The organism is Leptotrichia buccalis C-1013-b, from assembly GCF_000023905.1.
In the GTDB taxonomy this organism is placed as follows: Bacteria; Fusobacteriota; Fusobacteriia; order Fusobacteriales; family Leptotrichiaceae; genus Leptotrichia; species Leptotrichia buccalis.
This window is the reverse complement of sequence record NC_013192.1, coordinates 2,018,236-2,031,296: the sequence shown is the minus strand read 5'-3', so window position 1 is coordinate 2,031,296 and position 13,061 is coordinate 2,018,236. Positions and strand designations below refer to the sequence as shown.

At 28.5% G+C, this 13,061-nt stretch carries 10 protein-coding genes; 4 read left to right on the top strand and 6 right to left on the bottom strand.

All coding sequences use genetic code 11. The features are described 5' to 3' along the window. Nucleotides 1–278 precede the first annotated feature (278 nt). The 3 genes from LEBU_RS09485 to pflA all read left to right on the top strand — a co-directional run bounded on the left by LEBU_RS09485 (nucleotide 279) and on the right by pflA (nucleotide 5,419). Nucleotides 279–1,679: a ligand-binding sensor domain-containing protein gene (locus tag LEBU_RS09485; protein ID WP_015770117.1), complete on the top strand. Its 1,401-nt coding sequence runs from the start codon at nucleotides 279–281 to the stop codon at nucleotides 1,677–1,679. Between the two features lie 254 nt (nucleotides 1,680–1,933). Further along, nucleotides 1,934–4,165, top strand: a complete 2,232-nt coding sequence (gene pflB, locus LEBU_RS09480; protein ID WP_015770116.1) for a formate C-acetyltransferase — start codon at nucleotides 1,934–1,936, stop codon at nucleotides 4,163–4,165. 525 nt (nucleotides 4,166–4,690) lie between these two features. Continuing rightward, nucleotides 4,691–5,419: a pyruvate formate-lyase-activating protein gene (gene pflA / locus LEBU_RS09475; protein WP_041761004.1), complete on the top strand. Its 729-nt coding sequence runs from the start codon at nucleotides 4,691–4,693 to the stop codon at nucleotides 5,417–5,419. A 50-nt stretch (nucleotides 5,420–5,469) separates the two neighbouring features. On the opposite strand, the gene LEBU_RS09470 is transcribed toward pflA, so the two are convergent. From LEBU_RS09470 to LEBU_RS09445, 6 genes are all read right to left on the bottom strand, one after another. Further along, a complete protein-coding gene (locus LEBU_RS09470) occupies nucleotides 5,470–5,787 on the bottom strand; it encodes a thioredoxin family protein (protein WP_015770114.1) in 318 nt (105 codons plus the stop codon). Nucleotides 5,788–5,802: 15 nt separating this feature from the next. Continuing rightward, complete coding sequence (locus LEBU_RS09465; protein ID WP_015770113.1) at nucleotides 5,803–6,456, bottom strand: 2'-5' RNA ligase family protein; 654 nt, start codon at nucleotides 6,454–6,456, stop codon at nucleotides 5,803–5,805. 121 nt (nucleotides 6,457–6,577) lie between these two features. Continuing rightward, on the bottom strand, nucleotides 6,578–7,285 hold the full coding sequence (locus tag LEBU_RS09460; protein ID WP_015770112.1) for a type 1 glutamine amidotransferase: 708 nt from the start codon (nucleotides 7,283–7,285) through the stop codon (nucleotides 6,578–6,580). 56 nt (nucleotides 7,286–7,341) lie between these two features. Further along, complete coding sequence (locus tag LEBU_RS09455) at nucleotides 7,342–8,325, bottom strand: LacI family DNA-binding transcriptional regulator (RefSeq protein ID WP_203415697.1); 984 nt, start codon at nucleotides 8,323–8,325, stop codon at nucleotides 7,342–7,344. Nucleotides 8,326–8,352: 27 nt separating this feature from the next. Continuing rightward, nucleotides 8,353–9,822 (bottom strand): glycoside hydrolase family 32 protein, encoded by a 1,470-nt coding sequence (locus LEBU_RS09450; protein ID WP_015770110.1) that lies wholly within the window; start codon nucleotides 9,820–9,822, stop codon nucleotides 8,353–8,355. Beyond that, nucleotides 9,809–11,263 carry a sucrose-specific PTS transporter subunit IIBC gene (locus LEBU_RS09445; protein ID WP_015770109.1) on the bottom strand — a complete coding sequence of 485 codons (1,455 nt, stop codon included), beginning with the start codon at nucleotides 11,261–11,263 and terminating at the stop codon, nucleotides 9,809–9,811. The genes LEBU_RS09450 and LEBU_RS09445 overlap by 14 nt, the downstream gene beginning before the upstream one ends. A gap of 185 nt (nucleotides 11,264–11,448) precedes the next feature. Between LEBU_RS09445 and LEBU_RS09440 the strand changes: the two genes are divergently transcribed. After that, entirely contained in the window at nucleotides 11,449–13,029 is a 1,581-nt protein-coding gene (locus tag LEBU_RS09440; RefSeq protein WP_015770108.1) for a nucleotidyltransferase family protein, read from the top strand. The last annotated feature ends 32 nt before the right edge of the window (nucleotides 13,030–13,061 follow it).

Here is a 13,061-nt window from a genome sequence, read left to right as displayed (position 1 = left end):
TAATAAAATTTTTTTCATAAAAATTTGAAAAATATTATAATGTTATTTCTATAATAAAAATATATATTTCAAGATATTTTTTTGAAAATTATAAACTGTTTGTTTAATTTAAAATTAATTTTAACAAATAAAGATAAGTCAATATTTATAGGGTATTTTCAATAAATAAAAAAATTAAAAACGTCATCTAAAAAAATAAATTCATAATTGTTATTATGAAAATGCCTGTAAACATCAGTATTACAGGAGAAATAATAATTATGGGGTGAAAATGGGTAGTGAAAATTGATTTTAATGAAAGTGACTTGTTAAAGGAGATTTTGAATTTTAAGATAGTTAATAAAAAAGATTTGCTAGAAAAATATGGATTTAAGAATATTAAAAATATAAATAAGTTTTTGCAGGAGCGTAACACTGGGATAATACATGCAAGTAAAAATTATTTATATTATTTTGGAAAATATGATGAAAATATATTTAAGATAGAAAGTAAAGATATAAAAAAGACATTTCGACGAGACCTCATTTCATTCATTTTACTATTCGGAAAAGAAAAATTAAACATTTATAACTTTAATAAACAAATTAAGAAACCTCAAGAAAATAAAAGAAATATTCAAAATGATTTAAAACAAATACTGGAGATTTTTAATATTAAATATTCAGAATATGTAAAATCTGAAAACATAGAAAAATTATTTGAAGAGAAAAATTCTAATTTTAAAGAGTTCAAGGAAAATTATTTAAAGGAAATTTTATGTAGAAGATTAGAAAAAATTTATATTGGTAAAAGTACGTATCAAGAAAATTTTTATTTTAAGATTATGCAGGAAATCCTAAAAATAAAGAATGTTAAATACATTCACAAGTTAATTTTTTCTTATATTAAAGAATACACAAATATAATTTCAATAGATGAAAAATATAAAATGTTAGTTTATTTTCTCTTGAATTTTAAGAATGAAGATACAAACTACAATCATACTATTTCAAAAACTCTTAAAAATGAAAACTTTCTTGTAATTATGGAAAAAATTTTTAAAAGAGAAAAGTTAGAAATGAATCCAAAATTTATTTTAACGTTTTATAAAAAATTACACAGGAAAAGAAATAATGCGGAAAATGTAATAAATAAAATTAATAGAGAATTATCTTTGCAAAATGATGAAAATCTGAAAATTAAAAAATCAGCAGAGCAAGATAAGATAGAATTTTATGATATTGCAGAATCGTCAATAAATTTTGAAAATAAAAATTTCCCTAGTAAACAAATTATAAAAAAATACGTAGATTTAGATAAAGTTCAAAAAATTTCAACATTAATATTAGTTGACTTAGAGGAAAAGGAAATCTTAAAAGTATATAATAAAGTAAGTAAAATTTTTAATTTCATAAATATAGTAAAAGTAGAACGGTTAGATAAATTTAAAAAGATTATTACTAAAAATAATGATGAATTTGAACAAATACTATTAATTTCAAGTTCCAAGTTTATAAGTATAATAAAAAATTATTCAGAAATTCCGATATATCATTTTGAAATTGAGAACGAAAAAGGAGCTTTGAAAAATAAAAATAATTTTTTAAAACAAATGATACATTTACGGACTATGATGATACAATATTTAGAATTTAAAAAAGAAAGAAGAATATTTCCTAAAAGAATAAAAAGACAATAAAAAAACATTAGATAGAAATTATTTTAAAATTAATAAAACTTGCAAAAAATAGAAATGGTTAATAGAAAACACAAGTTACTTTTTTCACTATAAATAAAGGATTATAGCATATTTTTCTACTGAAAAAAGTTTAAAAAAAATGTAAAAATATATTTGCTTTTATGAAATTTTTGGGGTATAATACTAGTAGAGTGAAATCAATATTACAATGATTACAAATAAATAAAATGTTTGAAAGGATGTGTTGTTAAATAATGAACGCATGGAGAGGATTTAAAGAAGGAAATTGGACAAACAACATCGATGTTACAGAATTTATCAGATTAAATTATACTGAATATTTAGGAGATGACAGCTTTTTAGAAGGTCCAACAGAAGCTACTACTGAATTATGGAAAAGTCTTTCAGAAAAATTTAAAGTAGAAAGAGAAAAAGGTATTTATGATGCTGAAACTAAAATACCATCTCAAATTGATGCTTACGGAGCAGGATATATCAACAAAGACTTGGAAAAAATCGTAGGACTGCAAACTGATGCGCCTTTAAAAAGAGCGATTTTCCCTAACGGTGGATTGAGAATGGTAAAAAACAGCTTGGAAGCGTTTGGATATAAATTGGATCCTGAAACAGAAGAAATTTTTACTAAATATAGAAAAACTCATAATGATGGAGTTTTCTCGGCTTATACTGAACAAATCAGAAAAGCTAGAAGAACAGGAATTATAACTGGACTTCCAGATGCTTACGGACGTGGAAGAATCATCGGAGATTACAGAAGAGTTGTCCTTTATGGGGTGGACAGATTAATTTCTGACAGACAAAAAGAATTATTAAATTTAGATCCTGTTGAAATGACAGAAGATGTTATCAGATTAAGAGAAGAAATTTTTGAACAAATCAAAGCATTACAAGCATTAAAGAGAATGGCTGAAGCTTATGGATTTGACATTTCACAGCCTGCGACTAATGGTAAAGAAGCAGTACAATGGTTATATTTTGCATACTTAGCTGCTACAAAAGATCAAAATGGAGCTGCAATGAGTATTGGAAGAACTTCTACATTCCTAGATATTTACTTGGAAAGAGATTTGCAGGAAGGAACTTTAACTGAAAAAGAAGCTCAGGAAATAATGGATCACTTTGTTATGAAATTAAGAATAATCAGATTCTTAAGAACACCTGAATATGATGCGTTATTCTCAGGAGATCCAGTTTGGGTAACTGAATCAATTGGTGGTATTGGAGAAGATGGAAGATCATTAGTTACTAAAAACTCATTCAGAATTTTACATACATTGTACAATATGGGAACTTCGCCTGAACCAAACTTGACAGTTTTATGGAGTGAACAATTACCTGAAACTTGGAAAAAATTCTGTGCTAAAGTATCAATTGATACATCATCAGTGCAATATGAAAATGATGACATTATGCGTCCACAATTTGGTAATGACTATGGAATCGCTTGTTGTGTATCTCCAATGACTATTGGGCATCAAATGCAATTCTTTGGAGCAAGAGTAAACTTGCCAAAAGCATTACTATATGCAATTAACGGTGGAAAAGATGAAAAATCAAAAATTCAAGTTACTCCAGAAGGACAATTTGAACCAATTAAAGGTGAATACTTGGAATTTGACGAAGTATGGGAAAAATTAGACAAAGTGTTAGACTGGTTAGCTTCAACTTATGTTAAAGCATTGAATATCATTCACTATATGCACGATAAATATTCTTATGAAGCATTGGAAATGGCATTGCATGATGTTAACATTAGAAGAACAGAAGCATTTGGAATTGCAGGATTATCAATTATTGCAGATTCATTGGCAGCTATTAAATATGGTAAAGTAAAAGTTGTAAGAGATGAAGAAGGGGACGCAGTTGACTACATCAATGAAAAAGATTATGTTCCATTCGGAAATAATGACGATGCGACAGATCAGTTTGCAGTAGACATTACAAGAAGATTTATGAACAAATTAAGAACTCACAAAATGTACAGAAATGCAACTCCTACACAATCTGTATTGACAATTACTTCAAACGTAGTATACGGTAAGAAAACAGGAAATACTCCTGATGGAAGAAGAGCTGGAGCACCATTTGGTCCAGGAGCAAACCCTATGCATGGAAGAGATACAAGAGGAGCTGTTGCTTCACTTGCCTCAGTAGCTAAAATCCCATTTGAAGATGCAAATGATGGAATTTCTTACACATTCGCAATTACACCAGAAACATTAGGTAAAAATTCAAATGAAAAACAAACTAACTTAGTTGGATTAATGGATGGATACTTCAATCAAACAGGACATCACTTGAATGTAAACGTATTTGGAAGAGATTTGTTGGAAGATGCGATGGAACATCCTGAAAATTATCCTCAATTGACAATAAGAGTTTCTGGATATGCAGTAAACTTTGTTAAATTGACTAGAGAACAACAATTAGATGTAATTAACAGAACAATTTCAAATAAAATGTAGTATTTGAAAAATTTAGAAATTTAAGTATGAAAATCTGAAGTAAATTTTGTAACGATTTTCTAAAAATATGAAAAATGTCGCATAGTTTCATAAAAATATGAATTATGCGGCATTCTTTTCTATTGTATGATAATTTATACTAAACCCTGTTTAAAAATGGAAATAAATTTTTATAATAGGGTTGTTTGATAGTTAATTCATAATCATTCAACTAAATTGTTTTTTATTATTTTTTAGATATTTTGATTAATAAATATTTTTTCATATTACTGTGTTTTTTCATTTTTATTTTCGTAGGATTGCTCATTGCCGCAAATCCTACAACCTATGGCTAGTCTACGACATTTTTCTGCACTGACAAAAAACTCGCTATGCTCAAACAATTTTGTCAGCACAGAAAAATGCTCCGACAGATTAGTTTATACTAGACTATGTTTAAAAAATGAAAATAATATAGCATTAAATAAAATTTAAGTTATCAAATAATTTATGAATAAAAAAGAAAGAGAGAAAATTAATATGGAAGTGAAAGGATATATACATTCATTTGAATCGTTTGGGACTAAAGATGGACCTGGAATCAGATTTGTGCTGTTTTTGCAGGGATGTCCTCTTAGATGTCTGTATTGCCATAATGTAGATACTTGGGAAATTAAAGATAAAAAAATGATTATGACTGCATCTGAAGTTATGAAGGAAATTTTGAAGGTAAGAGGATTTATAAAGACTGGAGGAGTTACGGTTTCTGGGGGAGAGCCTTTGATGCAGCCTGAATTTTTGATGGAACTGTTTAAACTTTGTCGTGAAAATGGGATTCAGACAGCACTTGATACATCTGGCTATATTTTTTCTGATAAGGCAAAACAAGTGCTTGAGCTTGTTGACATGGTGCTTCTTGATATTAAGCACATAAATCCTGAAAAATATAAAATATTAACTTCAGTGGAGCTTGATAATACATTAAAATTTGCAAAATATTTGAATGAAATTAATAAGCCAACTTGGCTGAGATATGTGTTAGTTCCAGGATATTCTGATGATGAAAATGACTTGCACGAGTGGGCAAAATTTACTTCGCAGTTAAAGAATGTGGAAAGAGTGGATGTTTTACCATTTCATCAGATGGGTCAGTATAAATGGGAAAAAGTTGGGAAAGAATATAAATTAAAGGATACACCAACTCCGACACGAGAATTGATTGATAAGGCAGAAGGAATTTTTAGATCTTATGGTTTAAAAATGTTAGATAAATAAAATTAAGGGAATTAGTTCTAGTTTTATTAGAATTGGTTCCCTTTTGGTATTTATTTATTTTCACTTATTTGTTCAATTCTATAATTTAATTCTTCAAAATCAATGATTTTAGCTTGTCTATGTATCTCTTTGCCTTCATAAAATAGAATAACTACTGGGACTGAAAATAGATTTAATTGCCCAACAGCTTCAGGAATTTCAGATGCTTCGATATGATAAGCGGGAAAATTTTGTTCATTAACAATTTTCTCAACTTTTGGCATATCAACCTGACAAACGCTGCAATTATTCATTGAAACGTATAATAAAAAATATTCTTCTTCTTTTATTTTATTAAGTATTTGTTCATAATTTTCAAGTTTTTTCATACGATTTCTCCTTTTTTATTTTTTAAATTTTACCGAATAAATTATATTTTTTGCTTGCCCCAAATCGTCAACTTGAGCGATTCCGATACCAATAACTTTAGATTTGAAAGGTTTAAAATCATATTTTGAAGTAAATGTATCTATTTTTGCTGAATCTTCTGGAGTAAGTAAAGTTATGTGGGGATCAAAGCTTGTAAATACGTTTGGAGAGCCGTACAAATTGAATGATTTTACTTTTTCAGGAATAGATTTTGCCCAGTCAGGAACTTGTGCGTCCTTTGCACGATATTTGTTCAGGCTGACTGTTATTTCATCTGCAAGTTGCTGTATAGTTTCATTATTTTGAGCATCTAGCATAAACCAGTTTCCGCCAGTTTTTCTTAATCTGTAAAATTCTATATCAAAGGATTTTGTCTGATTTGCAATTTTGTTGACAGTATCCTTTATTGTTTTTAGTGCTTCAGGCTTATATTCTGTAAGGTACAAAGTCAGATGGACTGCATATCCTTTGGAATAAAAGCTTTCAATTCCTACATCTTTAAGCCCTTTTGAAATATTTTCCACATTTCTAGTTGCGTTGTTATCCATAATTACAAAAACATTGTAATTTACATTGGAAAAAATGTTTAGACAAAACATTAAAAAAATTGAAAAAAATAATTTTTTCATAATAAACCTCCTAAATTTTTTTATTTTAGATTACTTTTATTACATTATACCTTAAAATATTTTAAAAACAAGATTTAGAAAGTATTTTAAATTGAATTTAGCTATTTTCTACATATTTATTTTATTCTTTTGTAAGTTTGTCTAAAAACTTATAGAGAAGATTATTCATTTCATCATAGCTATTGTTACGTATTGTTTGAGAAGATTGAACAAAAGGTAAAGTTTGGCTATCCTGCTCAAGAGTTTTATCTGAATATATTAATAACTCAGTTAGTGCTTTGGTAAATTCGAGATGGCATTGAAAGCCATAATGTTTTTCGCTGTATTTTATAATCTGGCGTGGACACCCTTTACTTGTTGCCAAGACTTTTGCAGTATCTGTTAATCCTGGCATATCACTATGCCAATGCCCTACAATAGCCTGTTTTCCAAAATGCTTTATTTTATCGTCTTTCAGTCCATCTTTTGTCAGTTCAATTGGAAAATTTCCTATTTCACGGAAAGGGCTTTTTTCTGTTTTTCCACCAAATGCTTCTCCCAGCAACTGAGCTCCAAGACAAACTCCAACTACGAATTTATCAGCCTTTATAGCCTTTTTAATCAATTTAATTTCAGATTTTGCGTCAAAATAGGGAAATTCACTATTATCTCCAATAGGACTCTGCGGTCCTCCCATTACAATCAGAAAATCAAATGAATCTGCATTTTCAGGCAAGTTTTCATATTGATATACTTTTGTTATGGAAACATCGTGTCCAGAAAGTGCTGCCCAAGCAAGATAAGCTCCTGGTGCTTCAAATGTTTCGTGTAATATGAATTGTATTTTCATTGTTGTTCTCCTTTAGTTTTTGGATTTATAGTAAAATTTAAAATTAAACGTAGAAATTATAATATAGGTTTAGTTGTTTTCCCAGATAAAAATGTTACAGGAATTTTTACATTTGTTTTATTTTCCATATTTTCTTTATTTTCTATTGTATCAACTAGTATTTTAACAGATTGTACAGCAATTTCTTCAATGTCCTGTCTAATTGTAGATAAATAATTTTTTTCTCTTTTTGAAGACTTTGCCCCGTCAAAGCCTATTATTTGGACATCTTCAGGTACAGAAATATTTAAATCTTCTAGTTTTTCTAAAATGTAGAAAGCATGTGCATCTGTTGAAGAAAAAATACCATCAATTTTTTTGGTTATAATAAATTTTTTTATAAAATTATCTACTTCCATTTCAAATTCTTCTCTTGTTCCAGTATTGTAGCATATTTGATTGAAAATATTATGCTCACTACAATAGTCTTTGAAACCGTTTAATCTTGAAATAGTGTCATTTGAATATTTTGAGCCATGACCAATATAGGCTAAATTTTTACTCCCATGTTTTATTAACATTTCTGTAGCTAATCTTCCACCTGAATAATTATCACTACTTACAAAATTTGTTTTATGTGAAAAAAATCTATCTATGCTAACAAATGGAAGAGTCTCTGATACATATTCATCTATATTACTATATGTCACTGCTATTATTCCATCTACTTTGTTCTGCCTTGACATTGTTATAAACTGAATTTCATTTTCTATATTATTTTCTGAATTATATAGAATCAATTTTATCTCATGTTTTCGTAGTTCTTTTTCAATATGAAAAGTTAATTCACTAAAAAAGGGATTCCAAATGCTGGGAATTATAAGGACAACAGTATTGGTCCTGTTAATTTTTAGTCCTTTAGCATATATATTTGGTTCATAATTTAATTCCTTTACTGCTTTTTCAATTGCAAGTTTAGTTTTTTCCTTTAAAGCAATACCATTGAAATATTTTGATACACTTCCAACAGAAACTTTTGCTAATTTTGCTACGTCTTTCATAGTAGGCATTTTTTCACCTCTAAATCACTAAATTTCCCATAATTTACCTTTGATTTCGATTTCTCCGTCTGTAAAAAATGAAATTTCATTATTTTTCATTTTATTATATAATCTTGAACTAAAAACTTCAAGTCCATCGTTTACGAAAATTTCAGCTGAGGACTCGTCTAAGAATAAATGTAATTTCAGATTTTTTTCTTTAAATTTACATTTTCTGATGTCTCCTCCTTCAAAATTTTCTGTTAATTCACCGGAATGAGTTCTATCAAATACAAGTTCATTATTTTTCAAATCGTAGAAGAAGACAGTTTCTTCGTTATTTCCAACTCTAAATTTCATTCCAACTTTCTCAGCTTTTATATTTTCAAAATTTACATCCAGTTCATAAGTTCTTTTCTCATTTTTTAAATTGACAGAATTGTTATTCAGTTTAAAAGAGAATTCCTCTTCTGATTTTCTAAGTTTAACAAGTTCAGGTAAAGGTTTCTGATATAAAATATTATTTTTCAGTTCAAGCACTCTAGGAATTGTCAGACAATGAGCCCAGTCATATTTATCAGTTACACTGTCAGTTCCTGGAAGTCCAAACCAGCCAATTAATATTCTTCTACCTTTATTATCTTCCATCGTTTGAGGTGCATAAAATTCAAATCCTCTGTCAAATTCTTTAAATTCCTGATGTTTAAATTCACCTTTTTCAAAATCAATTTTTTCTCCAATTAAATATCCTGACTGAAAAATATTATTATATTTTTCTCCTACAGCTTCCATTCCTTGTGGAGAAAACATTAAAACAGCTTTATCCTCAAATTCAAAATAATCAGGACATTCCCACATAAATCCACTATTTTCACTGAAATCAGTCTTTAAATTTCCACGAAACTCCCATTCCTTCAAATCATTTGAACTGTAATAAACTATAGCTCCCTTATTGTCATCTGTTTCAGCTCCTACTAAGCAATAATATTTTCCATTTTTTATAAAAACTTTTGGATCCCTGAAGTTGTCTGTATATCCATCTGGAACTTTATTTATAAACGGTTTATCATTTTTTGTGATTTTTCCTTCCTTATCCATTACTGCAATACATTGATACGGATTTCTAATCCAGTTTTCATCTCTTGTATTTCCTGTGTAGAATAAAAACAGTTTATCTTTTGACGTAAGGCCAGTTCCTGAAAAAACACCATGGCTATCATAAACAGTATCTGGTTTCATTGCAATTCCTTCATCTGTAAATGTCACTAAATCTGTTGAAGAGAGATGATACCAATATTTAACACCATGTACTGGACCTAATGGAAACCATTGATAAAATATATGATATTTCCCATTGAAGTAACTAAATCCATTTGGATCATTTAATAATCCAGTGTTGGGCTGGATATGAAATTTTTGTCTGTATGGTGAATTTTTTACTTTTTCCTTTAATTTATTGTACTCTTCTTCCGGTAAATTTTCTAAACGTTCGTATCTTTTTTCTCTAGGCCACTCCATTGTTTTTTCCTCCTTTTCTATTAAAAATTTTTACGAATAAATAGGTTACAATAAATGTTACAACAAATGAAATTGTAATTGATACTAAAAATTGTATCATTGACTGAGGACGCATAACGATTACTCCGGGAATTCCGGCAGGACCTTGAGAAACTGAAAGCACTTTCATCCATACTGCATATCCTGAGCCTACTGCTGAACCGATTAATGCTGCTAAAAATGGAAATTTAAGATTTAAATTTACCCCAAATACAGCAGGCTCTGTAATACCTAGAAGTGCAGATATTCCAGCAGCTGAAGCAACACTTTGGATTTTTTTATCTTTTTTCATAAAGAAGAAACAAGCTAAAGCAGCGGCACCTTGAGCAACATTGGAAGCTGATACAACTGCAAACGTAGGTGAACCTCCAAGTTTTGAAATATTAGCAAGTATCTGCATTTCAGCAGCAGCCATACTGTGATGCATTCCTGTTATTACAAGCAATGGATAGACTACTCCGTAAATTGCACCTCCAAGAGGACCTAAGTCAAAAAACAGCCATAATACTCCATTAGTCATTCCATCCCCGATTACTCTCATAATTGGTCCAATTACAGTAAAAGTGATAAATGAAGTTAAAAGAACTGACACTAAAGGAGTTATTATCATATCAAGTATTGCTGGAACATATTTTCTTGTAAAAGTTTCAATTTTTGCTAAAATAAACGAAGAGGCTATTATTGGTAAAACTGTTCCTTGATATCCAACTTGTGCAATATTTAATCCAAAAATATTCCAATAAGGAATTGTATGTTTTGCAAGAGCTTCACCATAGCCATAACCATTTAACAAATCAGGGTGAATCATTATAGCTCCTATTACAGCACCTAATACAGGTGTACCACCAAAATTTTTAGCTGCATGAAATCCTATTAATACAGGTAAGAAAACAAAAGCTGCATTTGAAAACAAATTAATCATATTTGCTAAATCTGTAAATTGAGGAAATACTTCGATCAATGTTTTTCCAGCAACGAAAAGTCCTTTTGATGTCAGTACGTTATTGATTCCCATTAATAACCCTGAAGCGACTAGAGCTGGTAAAATTGGAACAAATACATCAGCAAGAGATTTTAAAATACGTTGAAACACATTAGCTTTTTTAGCTGCAATTTCTTTAAGCTCTTCTTTCCCAACTTCAGATAATTCAGCAGCTTGACTAAAAAATTTAAATACTTCGTTTACAATTCCAGTTCCAAGTATTATCTGAAATTGTCCCGCATTATTAAAAGAACCTTTTACCAGTTCAATATTATCAAGTTTATCCTTATTTATTTTTGAATCATCTTTTAATACAAGTCTAAGTCTTGTCGCACAATGTGCACCGCTTACAACATTTTCTTTTCCGCCGACAGCTTCTAAAATTTCTTTTGCGGCTTTTTCATAATTTTTATTTGCCATAAAAAATCCTCCTAAAAATTTATTTTAACAAAAATGAAACGTTTCATTTTTTATAGTATAGCATATTTTTTTAAAAAGTCAATACATTTTTACAAAAATAAATAAATTAAAAAAAATAATAAAAATTAGATTGTTATGTGGTATAATATGTATAATGTAAGAAAAGTTTTTAGGAGAGAAAATTGTTGAAAATAGGAATTGTGGCTGAATATAATCCGTTTCATAATGGACATTTGTATCAAATTAGGAAAGTTAAGGAGATATTTGGTGAAAATATTTTGGTTGTGGTAGTGATAAGTGGGGATTTTGTTCAGCGGGGAGAAATTTCGTTTTTGGATAAGTGGGAGAAAACACAGGTTAATTTAGAATGTGGAGTGGATTTGGTTGTGGAATTGCCACTTTATTATTCTATTCAAAATGCGGAGATTTTTTCAAAAATGGCGACACGGATTTTGGATTATCTGGGGATGAATATTCAGGTTTTTGGAGCGGAAGAGGCAAATATTGTAGTTTTGCAAAAGGTGCTTGATTTACAGAAAAGGCAGGATTATAAGGATAAGCTTATGGAATATATGAAAAAAGGCAACAGTTATAGCACTTCTCAAAGACTGGCGTTAAAGGAATATGATTTGGATGGTATTGTGAAGTCGAATAATATTCTGGCTCTGGAATATATGCGTGAGATAGAAAATGGCAATCTTAAAATAAAGCCGTATACTATAAAAAGAGAAATTTCAGAATATAATGAAGAAAAAGTGTCTGAGGATAGGGAAGAATTTGCTAGTGCTTCATTTTTGAGAAATGAATTGGAGAAGATTTTGGATGAGTTTTCACAAAAGAAGTTTGAAAAAATAAAAAAATTTTTTATTGGGAGTAAGGAAATTTTTTGTGAAAATAAAATAGATTGGAATAAAAATTTTGACTTTAGAGAAAATGAAACAATTGAGAAAGTAAAAAATTCTATTGCTGAAAAAAAATGTAGTTCTTTAAAAGATAGAGGAGTAGAAAATTCAAAAAAAATTGTTAAAAAAAGTTATAATTTTGAGAAAAAGCAAAATATTGGAGAAAAAATAAATTTAGAAAGTTTGAAAAATATAAAAACAGAAGAAAAAATCTTTTGGAAACTAGAAGAAATTCAGAAATTTGTGCCAGAAAAGTCATTTGAAATTATTTTTAAAAATTTGGAATGGAAAACAAATAATCAAATTGATGGAAATAAAATAAAGGAAGAAATATTTAAAATTGTGAAATATAAAATTTTAACAGAAAAAAAAGAAGAAATAATGGAAATATATGATATAACTGAAGAAATTTATGCTAGAATATACGGAACAATGTTGAATTCGCAAAAATATATAGAATTTTTGAAAAATACAAAATCTAGAAATTTATCGAATAAACGTGTAGAACGGATTATTTTAAATATTTTACTAAATATAAAAGCTAAAATGATGGATTTTGAAATAAATTATGTAAGAATTTTAGGCTTTAATAAAAAGGGTCAGGAATATTTGAAAAAAATTCGTGAAAATAATAAAATAGAAAACTTTGGTACAGAAAATAAGTTTCAGAAAAAAAATATTTTTGTAAATTGGAAGGATATTGAAAAAGTTGGAATATTTGAAAAAATTTGTGAAAATTCAGAAGAATTGGAAATTCAGAAAAATTTTTTGGAAAAAATACAAGTTGAGAAAAATGGATTTTTAATCAAAGAATTGCTTTTGGGGAAAAAAGAGAAATTAAATCCGATAGTGTATGTGAATTAAAAAATTTAATAAAAAATAAATAGAACAGGAGA